Source organism: Paraburkholderia kururiensis (assembly GCF_034424375.1).
In the GTDB taxonomy this organism is placed as follows: Bacteria; Pseudomonadota; Gammaproteobacteria; order Burkholderiales; family Burkholderiaceae; genus Paraburkholderia; species Paraburkholderia kururiensis_A.
This window is the reverse complement of record NZ_CP139965.1, coordinates 766,770-786,779: the sequence shown is the minus strand read 5'-3', so window position 1 is coordinate 786,779 and position 20,010 is coordinate 766,770. Positions and strand designations below refer to the sequence as shown.

At 62.8% G+C, this 20,010-nt stretch carries 18 protein-coding genes; 10 read left to right on the top strand and 8 right to left on the bottom strand.

Features of this window, described 5'->3' with window-relative positions:
- The first annotated feature begins 7 nt into the window (after positions 1-7).
- Positions 8-406: a DUF2471 family protein gene (locus U0042_RS03630; protein WP_114809909.1), complete on the top strand. Its 399-nt coding sequence runs from the start codon at positions 8-10 to the stop codon at positions 404-406.
- A 93-nt stretch (positions 407-499) separates the two neighbouring features.
- Positions 500-1,537, top strand: a complete 1,038-nt coding sequence (locus U0042_RS03625) for a tyrosine-type recombinase/integrase (protein WP_114809908.1) — start codon at positions 500-502, stop codon at positions 1,535-1,537.
- 165 nt (positions 1,538-1,702) lie between these two features.
- Here the strand turns inward: U0042_RS03625 and U0042_RS03620 are convergent, their stop codons facing one another.
- Complete coding sequence (locus tag U0042_RS03620) at positions 1,703-2,908, bottom strand: DNA-binding protein (protein ID WP_114809907.1); 1,206 nt, start codon at positions 2,906-2,908, stop codon at positions 1,703-1,705.
- Positions 2,909-5,070: 2,162 nt separating this feature from the next.
- Here U0042_RS03620 and U0042_RS03615 point away from each other — a divergent pair.
- Positions 5,071-6,426 (top strand): replication initiation protein, encoded by a 1,356-nt coding sequence (locus U0042_RS03615; protein ID WP_114809906.1) that lies wholly within the window; start codon positions 5,071-5,073, stop codon positions 6,424-6,426.
- A 118-nt stretch (positions 6,427-6,544) separates the two neighbouring features.
- Here the strand turns inward: U0042_RS03615 and U0042_RS03610 are convergent, their stop codons facing one another.
- Complete coding sequence (locus tag U0042_RS03610; RefSeq protein ID WP_114809905.1) at positions 6,545-7,606, bottom strand: ParB/RepB/Spo0J family partition protein; 1,062 nt, start codon at positions 7,604-7,606, stop codon at positions 6,545-6,547.
- A gap of 24 nt (positions 7,607-7,630) precedes the next feature.
- On the bottom strand, positions 7,631-8,293 hold the full coding sequence (gene parA / locus U0042_RS03605; protein ID WP_114809904.1) for a ParA family partition ATPase: 663 nt from the start codon (positions 8,291-8,293) through the stop codon (positions 7,631-7,633).
- Positions 8,294-9,692: 1,399 nt separating this feature from the next.
- On the opposite strand from parA, the gene arsC reads away from it, so the two are divergent.
- A complete protein-coding gene (gene arsC / locus U0042_RS03600; protein ID WP_114809903.1) occupies positions 9,693-10,052 on the top strand; it encodes an arsenate reductase (glutaredoxin) in 360 nt (119 codons plus the stop codon).
- A gap of 295 nt (positions 10,053-10,347) precedes the next feature.
- Positions 10,348-10,638, top strand: coding sequence for a DUF1272 domain-containing protein (locus U0042_RS03595; RefSeq protein WP_114809902.1), 291 nt, complete (start codon positions 10,348-10,350; stop codon positions 10,636-10,638).
- A gap of 3 nt (positions 10,639-10,641) precedes the next feature.
- Here the strand turns inward: U0042_RS03595 and U0042_RS03590 are convergent, their stop codons facing one another.
- Both U0042_RS03590 and U0042_RS03585 read right to left on the bottom strand, forming a co-directional pair.
- Complete coding sequence (locus U0042_RS03590) at positions 10,642-10,845, bottom strand: zf-HC2 domain-containing protein (protein ID WP_114809901.1); 204 nt, start codon at positions 10,843-10,845, stop codon at positions 10,642-10,644.
- Positions 10,832-11,443, bottom strand: a complete 612-nt coding sequence (locus U0042_RS03585) for an RNA polymerase factor sigma-70 (RefSeq protein WP_114809900.1) — start codon at positions 11,441-11,443, stop codon at positions 10,832-10,834. The genes U0042_RS03590 and U0042_RS03585 overlap by 14 nt, the downstream gene beginning before the upstream one ends.
- Positions 11,444-12,160: 717 nt before the next feature.
- On the opposite strand from U0042_RS03585, the gene U0042_RS03580 reads away from it, so the two are divergent.
- Positions 12,161-12,313 carry a hypothetical protein gene (locus U0042_RS03580; protein ID WP_198665244.1) on the top strand — a complete coding sequence of 51 codons (153 nt, stop codon included), beginning with the start codon at positions 12,161-12,163 and terminating at the stop codon, positions 12,311-12,313.
- A 65-nt stretch (positions 12,314-12,378) separates the two neighbouring features.
- Here the strand turns inward: U0042_RS03580 and U0042_RS03575 are convergent, their stop codons facing one another.
- On the bottom strand, positions 12,379-12,597 hold the full coding sequence (locus U0042_RS03575; protein WP_114809899.1) for a hypothetical protein: 219 nt from the start codon (positions 12,595-12,597) through the stop codon (positions 12,379-12,381).
- Between the two features lie 416 nt (positions 12,598-13,013).
- Here U0042_RS03575 and U0042_RS03570 point away from each other — a divergent pair, with 416 nt between their 5' ends.
- The gene (locus U0042_RS03570; protein WP_114809898.1) at positions 13,014-13,568 is read left to right on the top strand and encodes an NADPH-dependent FMN reductase; all 555 of its coding nucleotides are present in this window, start codon (positions 13,014-13,016) and stop codon (positions 13,566-13,568) included.
- A 76-nt stretch (positions 13,569-13,644) separates the two neighbouring features.
- Here U0042_RS03570 and U0042_RS03565 read toward each other — a convergent pair whose 3' ends face one another.
- Together U0042_RS03565 and U0042_RS03560 are read right to left on the bottom strand one after the other, a co-directional pair.
- Positions 13,645-14,721: a hypothetical protein gene (locus U0042_RS03565; RefSeq protein WP_114809897.1), complete on the bottom strand. Its 1,077-nt coding sequence runs from the start codon at positions 14,719-14,721 to the stop codon at positions 13,645-13,647.
- A 264-nt stretch (positions 14,722-14,985) separates the two neighbouring features.
- Positions 14,986-17,244, bottom strand: a complete 2,259-nt coding sequence (locus tag U0042_RS03560; protein ID WP_114809896.1) for a hybrid sensor histidine kinase/response regulator — start codon at positions 17,242-17,244, stop codon at positions 14,986-14,988.
- 690 nt (positions 17,245-17,934) lie between these two features.
- Here U0042_RS03560 and U0042_RS03555 point away from each other — a divergent pair.
- The 3 genes from U0042_RS03555 to U0042_RS03545 are packed head-to-tail and all read left to right on the top strand — an operon-like array spanning position 17,935 to position 19,860.
- Positions 17,935-18,303 (top strand): response regulator, encoded by a 369-nt coding sequence (locus U0042_RS03555; protein ID WP_114809895.1) that lies wholly within the window; start codon positions 17,935-17,937, stop codon positions 18,301-18,303.
- Positions 18,296-18,919, top strand: coding sequence for a chemotaxis protein CheC (locus U0042_RS03550; protein ID WP_114809894.1), 624 nt, complete (start codon positions 18,296-18,298; stop codon positions 18,917-18,919). Before U0042_RS03555 ends, U0042_RS03550 begins: the two co-directional genes overlap by 8 nt.
- Entirely contained in the window at positions 18,916-19,860 is a 945-nt protein-coding gene (locus U0042_RS03545; RefSeq protein WP_114809893.1) for a sensor domain-containing diguanylate cyclase, read from the top strand. The genes U0042_RS03550 and U0042_RS03545 overlap by 4 nt, the downstream gene beginning before the upstream one ends.
- Positions 19,861-20,010: the final 150 nt, after the last annotated feature.

The following is a 20,010-nucleotide window of genomic DNA, read 5'->3' as shown; positions in this document are numbered from 1 at the left end:
GCAGAACATGAACACCCCGAACGACCACGACCTTGCCGCGCTGCGCTTTCAGTCCGCGGCGCGCGACCTCAACCACATCGTCCGACGTATCGCGTCGCGCTATATCGTGCAGCGCGTGCCGCTCACGTGGCGGCTGCTGCACGCAATCGAGGCTGAAGCACTCGCCGACCTCGGCTTCGCCAGCCGCCATGACGAGGCGATGCTGAACCTCTTTCAACGTCCGCACGGCCTGTCCTACCCAGAGACCGACGACGTAGTCGACTTTGGCGCGTCCAACGCGTTGCCGCCGGTGTTCGCATTTGCTGTCGCCGCGTACGAGCGGGCGCTCGAAAGCGTGGACCCGTCCGCCTCCGGGCGGTCGCAGGCGGCCCGTTCCGTACGCCGACAACGCGCATGGGGCGGCTGAGCCTCCGTTGATCGTCTACCCGGAGAGAGCGTGAGCGTTTGTTGGCGTCTCAATCCGAGGCAACCAATTGACGCAACTAATGGGAGTTAGCCGATGTCTGCGCCGTCCCGTTCCGAGGTCGCAACGCGCGATGCGCAACGAAGCGACCTCTTCGATCCGCAACGCGAAGATTGGCTCCGCGACCCGCACGCGGCCTTTGAGGTGTGGCTCACGGCGCAAAACTTCCGGGCATCGTCGGCGGACATTTACCGCGCGCAGTGGGGCCAATTCGTCGACTGGCTCAAGGCGAGGCGCAAAAATCTCCATACGGTCGACATGCAGACCATCGCCAATTTCGTTGCAGAGCGCTCCATCCGGAAGACGCAAAAAGCCCGCTATTTAAGGCTCATTGAGCGCGTACTGGATCACGTCCGGCAGATGGAGCATGCGTCCACCAACCCGGCACGGTTCATCGCTCAGGACGCCGACGCGGCTTGGCGAACCGCGCGCGACAACGAGCCGACGGGTTTCCTGACCGTGGCCGAGCGCGCCACGTTGGTGGCGTATCTGTTCACACCGCTTTCCAGCACCTCGGCGGCACAACGCTGGCGCGAGCGCCGCGACCGGGCCCTGGTGGCCGTGTTTCTCGGCGGAGGTTTAAAAACGGGCGAAGCAATAACGCTTTCCATTAGTTGCGTCACGAACAGTTCACCGTGGGTCGTGATCGAAGCGGCCAATCCCGAATTCACGCGTCGCTCGCGTCTGTCGCCGTTCAGCGTCGCGCTGCTCGATGCCTGGCTGGCGGAACGCTCTGCCGCGGATTTGCCTGGGCCGCTCGTATTCCCGGCGTCCCCGTCCGGGCGGCCCATGCACAAGGCGACGGTGCTGCGGGCGGTGGACGCAATCGTCGAAGCCGCGGGGCTCGCGCGCGAGGGCCGGGCCAGCCCGCAAACGCTGCGCAATACGTTTGCCGCCGATCTATTCGAAAGCGGCGTGAGCGCGGAACTCGTCGGACAGTGGCTGGGGTTTGCACAGGCTCTGTCGGCGCACCGGCTGCACCGAGCGTGGAAGGCGTGGGCCGATCGAATCGACGTGTCGGCCCGGCGTGCCGACGTGTCGTCTGGAGACGATCCGAAAGCGCGCGGACAATAGCTGAGCGGAAGCGTCGACGGCCACTATCGTGATAGGCACCCGGGGCGGTGAGTCCTGAAAACGCTCACCTTTGGCCTGGCAATCGGTTCCCGTATCAGCTCACCCATGGCGCGCCGTCATACGTGCAACGGATCGGCGGTCGTGCCTTTCAGTACGGCGATGAAGCTAGATCGAAGTGGAATGCGCGTCGACAGACATGAAGCGCGTGACCGCCTCCAGCCTCGATGCCCCCATGCCCGACGAGTGATCGCATTCCGGACACGACAGCTCGAACTGGTGATCGACCTCGGAAAGCTCCGGTTCACCCTCCGCGCACTTCGGGCAGTGCGACGGCAGGGTGACGTGACCATCCAGCATGGTCCCCATGGTCGCGAGTTCCGCCGTTGTCAGCCGGCCCTCGGTGGCCAATGAGCAGAGAAGCGTAGCAACGCGCGGGTCCACACCGTTTTGCAAGCGCAAGGCCGTCAATTCATGCGTAAGAGCATCGATTTCGTCGGATTGTTCACGAAGTTTGGCGTCCAGTCGGTCGGCCCGCGCCTTGGCCGCGGAGAGTTGCTGGATGAAGTCGAATTCCTTGCGACTTGCGTCGCGCTGGGCCGTCTGCCAGGTGGCTGCCATCGACCGCAGCGAATCCAGCTCGACTAGCATCGGCTTGACGCGCCGCTCGGCTTCGGCCACGGCGTCCTTGATCTGCTGAGCGTAGTGCTCGGTGCTTTCGCGAAGGTCGGCGTGGAGTGCGTCGATCCGGTCGCGCAAGGTCGCGTTGGTGGCTTGCTCGGCATCGATGCGTTTGCGCAGCGCCTCGTTTTCAGCCTCGAGGCGCCGCGCGGTGCTTTGCAGGTTTTCCTGGTGGGCCGCACCATGGGTGGTCGAGGCCGCCAATTGGGCCTCGAGCTCCCGAACGCGCGTCCATGCGGCTTCGGCGCGAGCTTCGCTGCGATGCACGTGATCGTCGGCGGCGGCACGCAGCAGTTCGGCATCGCGAACTTTTTGCTCGGCTGCGGCGAGCGCCTGGTGAATCTCGGCGCGCTCGTCTTCGAGCAGCGCTTTGGCGTGTGAAACCGCTTCCTCGAACAGCGAGCCGAGTAGTTCGCCCGCACGGTCTTCGAGTCCTTTCGGTATAACGCCGGCACCTACGCGGACACGCGACGCTGCCCGAATGCGCTCCCAGAAAAGATCGATGTCCTTGGGGATGTCGCTCGCGCTGCCGGTCTGCGTCAAATCGCGGACGGCGGCCATCGACGGACGGACGCCCAGATCGAAAAAGAGCCGCTTGCACGCGTGGAGCGATAAGTCCTGTCGTCGAGCGCCGCTCGCCCGCATGGTTTCCAGTTCCTGGCGTATTGTTGAGCGTTCTTGATCAAGATTCATTCGGGCCTCATGGAGTTACACCGTTCGAATCATAACAAACTACGTATTTTTTGATACGTTTTGGTGGCCTTGGACGTCTATCTTTCTCGGAAGCCTCGCTTAGCTGCTTGCGCTGCGTCGTAGGTCGATGGCCGAAGCAATTTCCGTGAAACAAAACTAAGATTAGGCTATAACCGCTTGTTTCTAAAAGGAAATAACGGCTCATTCATTGTTTTGTCACTGTTTCACGCTGCTGCAGAGCCAGCCGGCCTCTCTTCTAGGACAAATGTTCAGAGAGCTCACTGCTTTTATCTTGAGAGATATAAAAGTAAACACCCTTGAACCAAGTTAAAAACGTTAACGCCATGGTGAAGCCTTGGTAGACAAGGGTTTCCGGGCGATCGGGTGAGAAGGTGCGGGACACCTGGTGAGACAGTACGGGATAAGCCGGTGACGAGGTTCGGGGGAGGCGGTGAGGAGCTGCGGGAATCGAAGTGAGCGGGTTCGGGAAGCGATTCATTGCGACTGCCTTGCGTGGGTGAGACGTTACGGGATCACATGGCTTGCGAAGCCTTTTTGCACTTAAACAGTGATCGGCGGTGTGCAGAGCAGCATAGTGAGCCGATTCGGGAGCGGCCGGCGCCGGGATATTGGCCGTTTCCTTGCCCTCCGCTGATGTGAAGGTGAAGTATCACGGGAAGAAACGGCGTCCAGAAGTGAGATTTTTCGGGACGGCTGCCCGGTCGTTGCGCGGATATTGGGCCTTCTCGAGGCAATGGTGAGCGTTTACGGGATTGGAAATGTCGACCAAAGCGCCCAGTCAGCATTTGTGCGCCGGTTTGTGAGTTTGGGGCTCAATGGTGAGGTTCTTCGGGATAGCGTTTCGATAGCTGCGACTGTCCGCTTTGGCCATCCGACTGGATATTTGGTGAGAGTTTTCGGGATAACCGGGGCGCGTTATGGCGCCGTGAGGTGAGCGTTTTCGGGAGAAAGCGCTATATCGGCTCCCGCGCACGCTCGATTTGTGGGCTCTTGCGGGCGGGCTCCTTGCGCGGCCACGCAGGTAAAAGGTGAAGCTTTTCGGGACCGGCCCATCGCCGATCGGCTGTGGCCCAGGTGCCCGGTTGCCCGGAACAGGTGAGCGTTTTCGGGAGGAGAACAGTGCTTCTGGAATGCCTTCTATTTTGCTAAATACCCGCCAGGATTGGGAATTTCGCCAGGAATACGGAGAGGTGAGCGTTTTCGGGAGCGACTTCGGAGACGCTTCGCGAAGCATTCGGGCGCTCAGGAAGTAGTCATCGGTGAAGCTTTCCGGGAGCGTAGGGGCGATCTACGCGATGTGGCTTGAGCGTAAATCACGACTGGGCGCCGCTCCTCCGGAAGCGGACGGTGAGACTTTTCGGGACTCATGCGACGCATAGCTGCGAATTCCCAGCCCTCATTCTCATCGCCCACCGCACAGGCGACGGTTTGTGAACGGCGCAGCTACTGTCCGACCGACCCCGTCTCGTACCGCAGCGGGTCATCTAGAGCAAAATCCTCCGATAAGCCTGCCGAGTAGTTACGCAAGCAAGGTTATGGCGATGGCCGGTCGCCGGCGGATGGATAGGCGGGGCGCTGTTTGGCGCTATTCCTCGATCTTCCGTTCGTCGTGCGTCGCGCTTCGGCGCACCTCACGTCCTCATTCGGCCTTCCCGAGACGATATAAGTGGGGACGGCTACCGGACTGCCGCTCAGGGGTTTGGAAAGCAGGGCCTTCGTCCGGGCCAGTGGGCGGACGATGTTGCGGTTCGAGACCGCTCGGGGGGGCTGCGCAAAACGGTGTCAGCGCCGGGCGGAATGCGGCTGGGCACGGGATGTGGTGGTGGGTGAAAGCGATTTCCCCCGGCCACATTTCTAGTGTGCATCCCGTCGCGAAATCGCCACAGTCTGGACGGTGAGCGGATACGGGAGTTGAGAACAGCGGCACGGTTTGGCGTTTCTCCGGTCGACTTACGCCTGGTCCACACGCCTCATAGCGACCGCGAAACGTTCAGTTGGATTGAAGGTGAGCGTTTTCGGGACCCACTCGCGGTGAGCCGTGGTTCGTAAACGCAGTTCACCGGCAATGGTGAGAGAGGCCCTATGGACGCATATCACCCGTGAAGGTATGCTGTCGCGAAAATCTCTCATCGACCCGACGCATGGCCACGAAGCGCGCGAAGAAAACCGATGTGGTGAGTCCTAGCTCAGCCGAATTGCGGAAAGCCGTCGAGGCCATTGCGATCCAGCCGAAGAGCGGCAAGATCACCCTGCTCACCCGCAAGCTGTTCAACGTGCTGTTGGCGGTCGCCCAGCAAGCTGACGAGTCGGGCGATACCTACCGCGCGTTGCTGTCCGATATCGTGGCCAATTCGGCGTTCGATTCCAACGACACGGCACTCGTGAAAGAGCACCTTCGGCGAATGGTTTCAGTGCAGGTCGAGTGGAGCCAGGGCACTTCCAGCCAGAAGCCCGGCCGCAAGTGGGGCATCTCGACACTTATCGCCGACGCGGAAATTCTGGAAGACCCGCAGACACGTCGTGTGTGGGTCGAATTTTCGTTCGCGCCGAAGATCAAGAAGAAGTTGCTCGATCCGGTCCAGTACGCTCGACTGAGTCTCCAGTTCCAGAGCCAGTTGCGCAGCAGCGCGGGGCTCGCGTTGTACGAGATTTGCGTTCGATACCTCACGAATCCGAGTCATCTCACGATGCGCGAGCCGTGGGAATGGTGGCGTCCCATTCTCTCCGGAACGCCGGACACCGAGGCTGGCGACGAAGCCAAGCGCGAGTACAAATATTTCAAGCGCGACTATCTGCGTCCCGCGATTGCCGAGGTGAATGCCGTTACGAACATCTTCGTCGAGTTGATCGAACATCGGGAAGGTCGTCGTGTGGCGGAGATCCAGTTCCGTGTCACTGAGCGCAAGCAGCCCATGCTCGCGCTCGACGAGCATCCCAACGTATTCGACAGCACGCTGGTGGATCGCATGGTGAAGCTCGGCATTCCGCTCAAGGAAGCGCAATCGCTGTATGCCGATAGCGAGGAAAACCGGATTCGCGCGGCACTGCAGATGACCGAACAGCGCATGCGCAGCACGACGCTGCCCCCGGTGCGCAGCGCGGCGGCGCTGTTCAAGGACGCCCTCAAGAAGGGTTATGCGCCGCCGGTGGACGCGTTGCCGTCTGCGGGCGGCGGCAAGTCGTCCGGTGGTGCCACGGTGCCGGCGGACGATCTCAAGGCGCGCCTGTTGAGCGAATACGCAGCGTATCGACGCAAGGAAGCCCAGGCGCTCTACGAGGAGCAAGGCTCGGTGGAGCAGGGCCTCGCGCGCGAGACGTTCGAGTCCGACGAACTGCCCGGCTTGGGCTCGCATCTTCGTGACGACTGGCGCCGACGTGGGTTGGAGTCAAAGCTGGCCGAAACGGCGTTTTTCGATTGGCTCGCGCGCAAGACGTGGGGCGAGCCGACGGACGGCGATCTGCTTTCGTTTACTTTGAGTCAGTCGAGAGCCGCTTGATGTGTGACGCTGCTCGTTGCGGCAGTGACGTTATTCGCGCGGATTTTCACGACGGCCGCTGAGAGCGGGCCCGAAAGCGCTGGGGGCGCCGCGAAGGCGCCCGCCATAAGCTCCCCTCTTACTTCTGCGCGAGGATCTGTTCGATCTGCCGCAGGATGTCGTCGCGTTTCTCTCTCGACAAGCCGCGCAATCTGAGCTCGAGTCTGTCGTCTCCATACGATTTCAGGTCGCCGACGGATACGCCATCCAGCTTCACTTCGAGGCGTTGCGCGTAGCGCTGACGGCCCGTCGGCTTTGGAGTCTCCTGCGGGCTCGCCCTGCCCTTCACGATATCCGCCACCTGACGCGTACTGAGGTCGTCAGCGAGGATCCGGTTGATGAGACGCAGGGTCGAGTCGGTTCCGCGTGCCGTGTGATAGCGGCCCACCTGATAGGCCATGTTGGAACCAAAACGTTCCGGACGTGCCACCATTTCCTGCATGACGGGCTCGGGCAGTTTGGCGATGGATAGCGCGACGGCGACGGTGGACTCGTCGAGACCGAGATGTTCGGCCAGCTCCTTCTGACTCTGGAAATGCTTCTCCTCGATGAAGCGTTTCCAGACGACAGCGTTGTCGAAGACGGTTTGCGAATCGCGCTGTACGTTGAGGTCGTAGCCGAGCTTGTAGCTCTGAATTCCGATCGGCAGATCGATAACGACGGCCTTTACAGCTTCCTTGTTCGCCTCCTTCAACGCCCGCACGCGCCGCCCTCCGTCGCTGACGAAGTACGTACCCGGATTGTCGTAGTCGGGGATGACGTGAATTGGCTGCTGCTGACCTTGCTTCGCCAGATTCACGGCGAGCTCGGCGATCGACGACTTCAGGTAGAAGTATCGCGGATTGAAGGGACTCGGCTTGATTGCTTTGAGCGCAAGTTCGATGACCTGTCCGGGCCGATACCCCTGCGCAAGGCGCCACGCGCGGTACTCCGCTGATTCATTGACGGTATCCGTCGGCTCCAGATCATCTGGCACAGGCTTCAGCACAGGCTGACTTGCACGGCCCACCGATTCACCGGTTTTCGGCTTGCTTTGTACGAGGCCGTCGATGGCGTTGAGGCGATCGAGTGCGGTGCGCTTTTCGCTGCTGGTTGTGTCGGGCCGCGCCTGGAAGCCTTTTGCGAACTGGGATGATTTCATTCAGGGTCCTTTATGCGCATAAAGTCAGGGAAGCATGCTGGCGATTTCATCCGCACATGCCCGTATTTCGATGCTTGCCAGCTTTGCGCCGCGATCGCTCATTTGCAGGACGGTTTGCCCTAACGCCATTGCTTGCTTGTACGCCTCGCGCGTGGGAATTTGCGTTTTGAGCAGGGGGAAGCCGAGTTCTTCCAATGCACGCTTGAGTTCGCGCGTTAGCATGCGCTTCTCTTCCGTCTTGTTGAGCAGGAAGACCGCCCGAAGATCTTCGTTCATCACTTGTGCCTGCTGGATAAGCTTCACCAGACCCACGCTCGACCAATAGTCAGCAGGCGACGACGAAGTGGGAATGACAGCAATGGAGGCAGCAAGGAGTACGACGCCCGAAACCTTTTCGGTGATGGACGGCGGACAATCGACCACGATGATGTCGTAGTCGCCGATGAATTTCTTTATCTCCCGGTGGATCTGCCCGCCTGCCTCGGAGAGGTTTACCACGGGGAACGGGATGCCGGTTTCACCTTCCGCGGATGCGCTTGCCCAGTGAACCAGGGTATTTTGCCCGTCGGCGTCGACGACCAGAACTCGCTTTCCCCTTTCATGGAATGCAGCGCCGAGATGCATGGCTATCGTGCTTTTCCCCACGCCGCCCTTTTGTTGAGTGACTGCGATGATTTCAGCCGCCAATTGTTACCTCCGTTTCGATGCCGGTGAATTTTACCTTGAAGAAGTTTATTTTCAATGACTTTGTCGTGGAGAAACCACCGATTGGCCATTCGGACGAGGGGTTTATGCGCATAAACGCGGAGGCGCGCGGCTTCGTGCTGTCGCCGATGAGTAGATGCGTGTACGGCGAGAGTTTCTATGCGATGGTTCGCCGATCGTCTTCCCGGAATGGACTCACGTGTGATGCGAGTACGTCTTCGCCAATGAAGTCTGAGCTCGGAGCGGCATTAGGGCATCGTGCTGTTCCGCGAAGCGACGGCTCCATATGTGAAGCCCCACTAAGGTGTTGCGGCGAGGCGATTATTGAGCTCCGTTGAACCATACGTGTGTGGTGCGAAGCTCTCCCGGGCGTGTTGCCAGCTACGTCCGGCGGACACGCTTTATGCGCATAAACCGAGGGGCTGGTATGCGCGCGTGGCATCCGTGGATGGTCACAATTCGCTCGAGGCCGTAGTACGCGACGAGGTTCGGGATGTGGCGACGTCACGCATCTCTGAGGGCTTCAGCCCGATGGCCGCGGCGCCCCGGACGGCCTCGTGCGGCGCGCTCGGTACCAACCAACGCGCTTGATCCCAACGTCTAGGAACGCCAGGTCAGATCAGTCATCTCCCTCGTCCGGCCTTTTCCTTCATTTCGCGGACAACATCCGCCTTGCGGTGCGTCGTATGTCGCGCGCTCAGCCTTCTTGGCGCCATCTCAGCCGCATCGGGGTTTCAGTGCCGCACCGTCAGAAGCCCTCGGAGCGACATGGCCAAAACACCGCGGAGGTCTGTTCTTCCTTCCCGGAGGGAAACTAGTCGGCGCGTCAAAGCGAAACGTATCTAGGACATCAATGGCAATCGCGGCGCCGACAGCAAGACCACGAGCGGCAATGCCCTCGCGTTTCGTCCGGTCAGTTCAGCCGCGCTTTGTCGTCATGCGGGCTGGGGACTTATCCGTCTAATGAGAAGAAATAAAACTGGACAAATAAATCGAACTGCAAGAAGACGAAGAGCAGTCGCTACGCAGTGAACGCCTGCCTCGCGCATATCAACAAAGCCAGAGCTTTCAGCCTTTGTTGCTTCGTCATTGCCAGCCTCGAATGAAGCAACGAGCGCCGACGTTGATCGCCGGGTAGCAAGCTAAAATTCCATCGCCGCGCGGGGCGCACCCGGCGCGCAGTGAAAACACGGATCGCGTTCTCCATCGGGGTAACACGCGGAAGCGACGCATCAACGGCCTAACCTCGTTTGTCTGATCGCCCAAAACAACACAGTGTCCGAGTCGCGGCCCGATAGTCGATTAACCGCCGGCGCCAAACCAGGCAGACCGCAGACCACCCGCTCGCGCACCATCCACTTACCTCGACATCAATTGACCCATGATCACGATTTACCACAACCCGCGGTGCTCGAAATCTCGTGGCGCTTGTGAACTCATCGCAGGCCTTGGCGACACCGCGCACGAAAAAGTCGAAGTTATCGAATATCTGAAACAGCCGCTGTCGGTCGTTCAGTTGAAGGAACTGAACCGCTTGCTCGGCTGCCCGGCGCGCGACATGGTGCGCACGTCCGAGGCCGAGTACGAAGCCCTGAATCTAGGCCGGGAAGGCGTGACCGACGACGAGTTGTACGACGCGCTCGCAAAACATCCTGTGTTGCTGCAGCGGCCCATCGTCGTTCGCAATGGGAAGGCTGTGATTGGACGTCCGCCGGAAAACGTCAACGCGCTTTTCGACTGAGTGCGCTTTCATCGGCGTTGTTATCCGAGCGCCGACGCTGGCGGGATTCGAGGCCGAAATGGCGGAGGTGCGGAAGAGGCGGTCGCTACACTTCGAGACTCGCTCACCGGTACGAGGCAAGACAAGACGACGGCGAAGCTTGATTGAGCCAGGGGATCGCACCAGAAAACCGCGTCGATTCCTCGATTGGCCAGCAACGCAGCCGTCTCTCGACGCGAGTACCGGCACAGCTGTTACGCGGCGTTCGTGCCCGAGACTGGATCGCACGAGTGCTTCCTCCACCTGGAAAATCGCCATGCTCGAACTCCGACCGTCCTGCGAAGCATGCGGCAAGGCTCTGCCGCCCGACGCGCCCGATGCGATGATTTGCAGCTTCGAATGCACCTTCTGCGAAGCGTGTGCGACCACGATGCTGCGAAATGTCTGCCCGAACTGCGGCGGCGGCTTCGAACATCGGCCCGTCCGTCCGAGGGCGATGCTCATGAAGTACCCGGCAAGTACCGAGCGTCGCGATGCGTCCGTCGATTTCGCCTCGCACGCGCGCTATCTTCAAGACTACGCAGCGAAACCGCCGTCGCAGCGCTGATCGTTACTCTTCGCGTGCGGCGGACTCGTTGTCCGAGATGCCGCTCACTTCATGCGCCGCCGCACGAAGCAGCGCAATGTGCAGCCGATAGTTGCGGCATCCGCTGCACGTGGGCAGGTGCACGCGGACGGCGAGCCATTCGCTCGCGGTGAGCCGCCTGTCGAGCGCGTCCGAAAGTAGTCGCGTGATGTTCTTACACTTGCCCATGCGCGTCCTCGCCTGAAAGACCCTTTTCGGTCAGGCACGTCCGCAAGCGCAGCCGCGCGCGATAGATCAGCACGCTGCAGTGGTTGGCGGTCAGCTCCAGTTCGGCGCAGATCTCGGCGATTTCGAGGTCGAGAAACTCTCGCATCATGAAGACGCGTCCAATGTGTTCGGGCAAATGATCGAGGCACATCTCGAAAAGCTGCCAGAACTGCTGCTGTTGCAGCACGATCTCCGGCGTCGGCCACGGACGTGGTTTCGCATACGCTGTCCAGTGTCCGTTGTCCTTGAAGAGCTCGCGATCGAGAAGGGCATCGTCGTCCAGTTCGCCTTCGAGCGACGAGATGTTCACTGTGCGCTGCCGTATGCGCAACGTATCCACCAACTTATGGCGGAGGATGCCGAAGACCCACGTCTTGTGCTCGGACTGCGCGGAGAACCGGTCCGCGTGCATCCAGGCGGCGGTCAGTGCTTCCTGGACGGCGTCTTCGGCCGCCGCTGCGTCCCGCAACTGCAAGCGGGCAAAGCGAAGCAGGTCGCGCCTCAACTGAGCGAGGTAGACCGGATCGTCCGGCGCCGGCCGGGCCGCAACGGTGCTCATGCGAGGTGCCCAATGTCGCGCGCCGCTTGCCGCGCCAAGGCGGTCCAACGGCGAGCGCGAGCGTCCGGCCGAAGCGGGCTGCCAAGGACGCTTCCGCGTAGTGCAGACGGCAAGAGGCGAAGCATCGGATGCGTGGTCATGTCGAGGAGCGTGGTTGGCGAATGTCGGCCGGCACGGCGAACCGACGCGCCGACTGTCGCCTGCTTTGTGCCGCGAGACGCGCTCCGACAATGCCATGCCGCGTATAGCAGGACGATCTGGCGCTATGGCACGTCGGACCCGGAGCGCATTTTCTCTCACATTCCGCACCTTATGTTTATGTAGCCCGCCCGCATGGACGCAGTTCCTCAGGACTATGTCGGCGCGGAAGCGTCCAAATGACAGAGGCACGGCTTGGGGTACTTACAGCCGAGGAAATACATCGTTGCAGTTTCTGAAACGGTAGGGGCCCCGAAGCCGGTGCTCATCTCTGTCACCGTTCCTCCATTCCGCAGCAGAAAAGCGCGAAACCCATTGCCTGTAGGCCCTCTAGGCCCCGCCCGAGCGGCGCGAAATCAAACAATGCCCAGCACAGGGAAACAGCGCCCTGACTCCCGACGCACACTGTTGCAATTATCAAGAAAATGTCTTTTCCGCGAGCCTGTTTTTAGGTGAACGCTCCGTCGCTATTCTCCAGCCACCGATCAACGTCGATCGACCACCCTCAGGAGCGACACCATGAAACGCATTCTTCTCGCCATCGTCTCGTCGGCCGCCTTGCTCGCCACCGCGACGGGCGCAGCCCATGCGGCCACTCAAGCCGCCAGCCAGAACAACGCGTCGACGTGCCAGGGCCCCGCCTCGTACTGCAACGTGTTCTTCGGACAGTAAGCTGGTCGCCTCCGGCAGGGGATGACCCATCGATGGCCATCCCGACCGGCAGGCGTCGGCGGATGCTAGGTCAAGCCGCCGCCGTCCATGCCGTTACCCCGCTGCCACACCTCTTTGCCGCGCTCGGACAGTTCACCACAGCTGTGTTCGGCGTCGGCCTCAGTGCCCTCCACGGCCATTTCCCCTCCGGCTTGCTCCTGCGATTTCTGCTTCTGATGTTTGCGGGCCGCCAGCCTTTCATCCTGCGATTTACCGGCGTAATGCCGGGGTGATTCGGAAGTCATCGTGGGTCCTCCATCGGTTGGGCGCTGTGCCTCGGCCGCCTCGTTCGCCACATGGGACGAGGCGCGGGCTGAAGAGCAGCAGCACAGACGATCCGCAAGCCGCGTTCCGAGGACATCGGCACCTCATAGCCCCGATTGGCGCCTCTTGCCGAACCGCACCTGGCCCCTCGCCCAAAAAGCCGACGTAAACCCCCATAGCACAAGCCCCTGGCCAAACTTGTCCACAAAGTTATTCAGCGAAACTGTGAATATCTTTCCGCCATGCCAGGTTATCCACCGGCACCAGGCAAATCCTGCGGGCCGGCGCGGCCAGAGCGCCATGCCAGAAAGACGCACCCCGCCTCACCGCCTATGATTGAGAGAGGTTCACGTCGCCATCTGTCCCGTCCGGCGGGACCATTCGGGGGGATCTCAACATGGCTTGTCACATTGCAGTGCTGGTGGGTAGCCTTCGTCAGGACTCGATCAATCGCCAGCTGGCGCGCGCCGTCACCTCGCTTCTGCCTCAAGGCTTCACCGCCGAATTCGTCGACATCGGTGCCTTGCCGCTTTACAGCCAGGACTACGACGCCGATCTACCGGAGCCCGCGCGCCAGTTCAAGGCGCGCATCGAGGCCGCCGACGCGCTGCTGTTCGTGACGCCCGAGTACAACCGGTCGATCCCGGGCGTGCTCAAAAACGCCATCGACTGGGGTTCGCGCCCGTGGGGCAAGAACTCGTGGGCGGGCAAGCCCGGCGCGGTGCTGGGCACGTCGCCCGGGGCCACCGGCACGGCGCTCGCGCAGCAGCATCTGCGTAACGTGCTTTCCTATCTGGACGTGGCGCTACTTGGTCAGCCCGAGATGTTCATCAAACACGACGCAAGTCGGATCGACGCCAACGGGAACATCCTCAACGACGACACCCGCAAGTTCCTGCAAGGGTTCGTCGACCGCTACGTGGCCTGGGCGACGCGTCTGCGCCGCGATTGAGGGCCAAGGCCCACGGTGAGCGCCGGGGCCGGCCCATCGCGCTGGCTCCGGCGTCCGGACGCGTGTTTCGCTCCGATCAAACCGCTCGATTCTCCCCAGCACGCTCCCATCCATGCCGTACTGCGCTGCGGATCTTGTCCCAGGCGTCGGCGGGGAACGTCGTTTCCCAGCCGTGCCGCGCATCGGGTTCGATTTCCTCCCATGACCGCCCGACGTACCTGACGTCGCGGGCGATCATCACGCCATAGCGGTACGCGCTCTCGAAGTCCTCGAACGGCTGGCTTTGGCGCTCCGGCTGGCCCGCGTGGTGGCCGCGAAAGTCTTCCTCGTATTCGACGTACTCGTCCGGTATGGACGGAGCAGCCTTTGGCGGCGCTGCGCGCATGCCCGGCGGCGGCGCGGCTTCGTACCCCGCCGGCGGCTCCTCTTCGTGGGCTGGCTGCGGGCTGCCCAGCGATTCACCCGTGGGCGCGGCGGCGCCGGATTCGGGCGTGAAGACGGCGCCGCATCCCGGCGCGCTCGCCGACGCGATAGCGGTAGCCGCCGCGTCGTTGCTCATCCGCACGCTGGTTTCGGGCGGCACGTCAGCGGCTGCTTCTTCGGTAGGGGAATGCCGTGACCGCGGCGGCGTGGCCGGCGCAACTTCGTCCTGCGCCGGCATGGCGGACGCCGGCTGCCGGCGCGGTACCACCGCCGGACGCAGACCCAGCTCGTCGAGCACCGAGTGCTCGCGCACGGAGGCGGGGTCCGTGGCGCGGCTCGTTCGCTCGTCCCAGCCCGGCGGACGCTCCACGACTTCCAACGCGCCGAGCCCGGCTAGCGTCTGGGCCGCGAGTTGCGCCTGCGCGTCGCTGTCCGTGTCGACACGAACCAGTACGGCGCCTCGCCGCAGCGCCTCGCGCACCGCTTCGGGTTGCTCGGGGTGGTCGCCGCCGTCGTAGCGTTGGGCGCTGGTGGCGAACAGGCTCGCCACGAACCGCTCGATGTTGGCGAGCAGGCCGCCTTCACCTGCTACGCCGATGCCTTCCGTATCGCCTGCGGCGGGGCCGCGCAGGCCGATGTCCGTTGCCGCGAAGCCCGCCTGCAGCAGCGCGTTGCGCGCCGCTTCGGCTTCGCCGAACGTCTGGAACAGGCTTGTCACGGTGTGTCGCATCGTTTTCTCCTCGGCATGGCGTCATGGACGGGCGGCGCGCCGCTGCCTCGTCATATCGGCAGAACGCGCTCACAGAAAAGGATATGCAACCGATGTGCCGCCTTTCATGAATTGCGCGACGGGCGCCTCATTCGCGTGGAATGCGCGCGGCCCGCTCGCGCCGCCATCTTCGCGGCGTGAAAAATTTCCCACGACCGCCGCCGATGCTGCGCGTTTTTACAAGCGCAGCGCGCGCCATGTCCAGCTGCAACGCCGGCCGGCATGTCAATTCGCCAGGTGCGTGTGCGACGGCAACTCGCGCTGAATGTCGCGCAGCATCTTCTCGAGCAGGGCGATATCGAATGGCTTCGCGAGCACGTGCGCATCCACGTGGCGGGCCCGGTCCAGTTCTTCGGCGTAACCGGTCACGAGGATCACCGGCAGCTTCAGCGCGCGCTGCTGCACGGCTTCGGCCAGGTCGATGCCGTTCATCGTGCCGGGCATGTGGATGTCCGAGATCAGCAGATCGAAGGGCAGGTGCCCGCCCGTTCTGACCGCGTTGGCCTCGGCTTCGTCGATCAGCTTCATGGCCTCGTCGGCCTGACGCGCGCATTGCACGTGGTGACCCATCATTTGCAGCAGCGCTTCGGTGCCGGCCGCCACTTCCTCGTTGTCTTCCACGAGCAGCACGCGCAGGCCGTGCGCCGCGGCTTCTTCCACGCCCGGCTCGGCGGGCCGCTCGATGTGCGGCAGGCCCGAGGCGCGCGGCAGATAAAGGTGCACGGACGTTCCCGCGCCGATGGCGCTGTCGATGGCCGCGAGGCCGCCCGACCGTTCGCAGAAGGCGAATACCTGCGGCAGTCCGAGCCCCGTTCCCATGCCTTTGGGCTTGGTGGTGAAGAGCGGTTCGAAGGCACGCGAGAGCACCTCCGGCGGCATGCCGACGCCCGTGTCCTCCAATGAAAGCTGCACGAAGTCGCCCGCGAGCGGAAAGCCCTCGCCGGGCCGGAAACTGATGTTGCGTGCCCGCACCGTGAGGCGGCCGCCGTTCGGCATGGCATCGCGCGCGTTCACGGCGATGTTGATGAGCGCGAGTTCGAGTTCGGCGACGTCGACCTCCATGGGCCAGACGTTCTCTTCGATGTCCATCACGAGCGACGCCTTCGCGCCAAGCGACGCCTTCAGCAGCTGGCGGCACGCCGGCAGCCAGCGCGCCACGGCGATCGTCTCGCTGTGCAACGGCTGCTTGCGCGCGACGCCCAGCAGTTGCCGCGTGAGCGACTGGCCGCTCTTCAACGCGCGCTCCATGGCCGCAAGCTCGTGCTCGATGCCCGGCACGCCGCGCCGCCGCGCAATCTGCACATTGGCCGAGATGATCATCAGCAGGTTGTTGAAGTCGTGCGCGACGCTGCCCACGAGGTTGCCGAGCGCCTCCATCTTGCGCGACTGCCGCCACGCCGATTCGATGGAGCGGCGCATCGCGGCTTCGGCCTGCCAGCGCTCCCAGGCTTCCTCTTCGGCCGCGAGGCGTTTCAGCGAAAGCCAGATCACGCACCACAGTGCGATGGACGGCGTGAACATCGAGAGCAGCAGCACGCTCAGGTGGCGGTACCACTGCGCCCAGATAGCGGAAGTCCGATAGCCGCACGAGACGTACACCGGATACGAGCCCACGCGCCGGTACGCGACGATCAGGCTGTCGTGGTCCGTAGGAGAACGCATGCGTACCACGCCGGAGGTGCTGCCGCGCGCCAGCGCTTCGCCGAGCGGCGAGCGCGGGTCGACGGCGTCGCGTGCATGGGTGGCAGCGGGATAGCCGACCAGCACGGCGCCATCGGAGCGCACGAGGTTCATCGTCATGGGCGATTTGCCGAGCAGCTCGCGGTAGAACGTATCGAAGTAGGAAGGACGCATGGCGACCGAGACGATGCCGTCGAACGCGCCCGACGCGTCCCTGCGCGCAATGCCGGTGTTGAATACGGTCCCGCCGCGCACGGCGCCCTGCATGATCTTCGAGACGTGATCGAGCACCGTGCCGTTGCGAATGCCCACGAAGTCCGGCCGGGTGGCGATGGAAACCGCGGGCGTGGGCCAGAAGGCGCTGGTCGCGAGCAGCGTGCCGTCCTTGCCGAAGATGGAGACTGCGGCCACCTGCGGGTAGCCGCCGCCAATCGATTTGAGCTTCTCGTGAATCCAGGCGCCGCGCGAGCGCACGCCCGCGTCGTCGAGCCCTTGAACGAGGTCCACCACGCGCGCGTCGAGCGTCTCGTTCATGTCGAACACCTTGATCGCGTGTTCTTCGGCAACCCGTGCGGTGCGTTCGGTGGCATCGGAGGCGTCGGCCTCACGACTGCGCAGGTCGTCGTAGGCCATGGTGGCCACGTAGATGCAAGGCAGCACGATCGCAGCCACAAGCAGCGCAATGAGCGTGAGGCGGCGCATCGCGAAGTCGTGCTCGGGAACGGCGGGGAAGAGCGGGGCGTCATCTCCTTCCGCCGTGGCGCCCGGACGACCTGCGGGCGGGACGGATGGGTCTGGGGTCATCGTGTGACGGACCAAAATCTTACCGGGATCGGGTTGAACGTCATCATAAACGAGAAGAAGTATGTGTCCGGCATGAACGGCAGGAGCAAGCCGCGTGCACGGCCCTTCCTCGGCAGTTTTGCCGCGCTTTCCCGCCAATCAGCGAAAAATCGCGAAGCGCAAACGTACACAAAAGGATAAAACTTAACCGTATGACGAAAGCACGGCAGAAACCTTTTGGAAAACGGGAAAATCGGGTTGTTTTTGTTTGTCAGATGCTTATTGGCGAGTTGCATTTTCGCCGCTTTAATTTGAAAATCGGCGCCACGATAAAAAACGAACGCGTCCACAACGTCTGGACGCACGATGCCGCGAGGGCCAGCCCAAAACCACCCGCACCAGCACGGGAAGGCAAGGCAGACGCGGACATTCCGGCGCGGCGCCTTGTGATACGCCGCCGTTCGCGTACAGGTTCCTTACGGGGTTGGCATTCGAACATGCAGGGCGTCATCTTCCATTGCGGATTCGCAAGCAGCGAACCGTGGGCCATGTCCCACATTGCGTCGCGGCGAGCGAGCGGCCTGCGGGCGGCTTCCGCGGGCCTTGCAGCCACCTTTCCCCAGCCGTGTATCTATGCGTGGCGACTAAAGAACGGCCGTTAGTCGCCGTTAACTCGCCCGAACTCATCCCGCATTTGCATTCAAGTCCGCCATGTCCCTTCCCATCGTGATCGCCGACGATTCGCTGCTTGCCCGCAAGGTGCTCACCAAGGCCTTGCCGGACGACTGGGACGTGGACATCACCTATGCGTCAAATGGTCGCGAGGCGCTTGCCGCGTACCGCGCCGGCAAGGCGTCGGTGATGTTTCTGGACCTCACGATGCCGGATATGACGGGCTATCAGGTTCTGGAGGCGCTTCAGCACGAGGATCTGAATACGTTTGTGATCGTCGTGTCCGCCGACGTCCAGCCGATGGCCCAGGAGCGTGTGCGCACGCTCGGCGCGGCTGCGTTCGTTGCGAAGCCGGTCACGCCCGAAGCGCTGTTGCCGATCCTGAAGGAGTACGGGTTGTATGCCTGAGCCAGTCCTCACCGAAGACCAGCGCGACGCGCTGCAGGAGGTCGCCAATCTGGCGATGGGGCAGGCCGCGACCCGGCTCGCGGTACTGCTCGACACGTTCATCGAGCTTTCGGTGCCGCGCGTGCGCGTGGTCGACGTAAGCGAAGCGGCCGAGGCGCTGCGCGAAATGACGGGTATAGAAGATGCGGTGACCGCAGTGCGCCAGGGCTTCCGCTCGGAGATTCGCGGCGAAGCGCTCGTGATCTGCCGCAGCGGCGAAGTGAGCGACCTGTGCTCGCTGGTTCAGGACCCGTACGCGAAGTCCGCCTACGAGGCGACGAGCGAAGAAGAACTGGTGTTCGACGTGGCCAACGTGCTGACGGGTGCGTGCGTGTCGTCGATCCTCGATCAGCTCGGACGCCAGCCCGTGTTTTCGCCGCCCGGACTGCTCGGCGAGTCGATCTCGCTCGAAGAAGTCTTCCAGCCGAACGTGCTCGCGTGGGAAGTGGCGCTGCTCATCGAGGTCAACTTCGCGCTCGAAGACCAGCGTTTCCGCGCGCATCTTGTCATGCTGATGGCCGAGGAATCGATTCGCCACATGAGCGAAGCGCTCGATGCCCTGCTTTCCAGCTTATGAATGCGCCTGTCGTTACGCCGTCTTTGTCCGACCTCGTCGTCGAGCGGGTCGGCTTCGGCATTTTCGTGCTCGACCGCGACATGAACGTGCTGATGTGGAACCGGTTCATGCAGGACCACAGCGGCTTGCGGCCCGAGCAGGTGATCGGCCGCTCGATCTTCTCGAGCTTCCCCGAACTGCCGCGCGTGTGGCTCACGCGCAAGGTGGAAAGCGTCTTCCAGCTGGGCAGTTTCGCGTTCAGTTCGTGGGAGCAGCGGCCGTATCTTTTCAAGTTCGACCATGACCGGCCCATTACGGGCGGCGTGGACTACATGCAGCAGGACTGCACCTTCATGCCGCTCATGCGCGAGCGCGAGGTGGTGGCCGTCTGCGTGACCGTGTCGGACGTGACGCACGTGAGCATCGTGCAGCGCGAACGCGAAGAAGCCGTGGCCAAGCTCCAGGAATACGCTGACCGCGACGGGCTCACCGGCATCGCCAACCGGCGGTGCTTCGAAATGCGCCTGCGCGACGAGTTCTCGCGCTGGCAGCGCTACGGCGGCGACCTTTCGGTGCTGCTGTTCGATCTGGACCACTTCAAGAAGATCAACGACCAGTTCGGCCATATGGTGGGCGATACGGTGCTGCGCGTGATGGCGCAGCGGGTGGCGGGCGTCGTGCGCGTGCAGGATACGTTCGGACGCTTCGGCGGCGAGGAATTCGCGCTGCTGCTGCCGTGCACGCCGCTCGAGGACGCCATGCGCGTGGCGGAAAAGATTCGCCAGACGATCTGCGATACGCCTGTGGACGTGCAGGGCGACCCGGTGCCCGTGACGGCGAGCGTGGGCGGCGCGGCGGCGCGCAGCGGCGTGTCGGCATATGAAGCGCTGATCAACGAGGCCGACGCCGCGCTGTACAGCGCGAAGCGCCAGGGCCGCAACCGGTCGGTGGCGTTCACCTGAGCGTCGCCCGAGTGCGCCGCGAGTGCGCGTAACAACGCCGAGGCGCGATCCGGCGACCGGCTTCACGACCGCGTTTCGCGGTCCGTCCCCGAACCCGCCGGCCGAGCCGGCCGCGACTGCGGCACCCCTTAAAGGTTGTTATACTTTGGC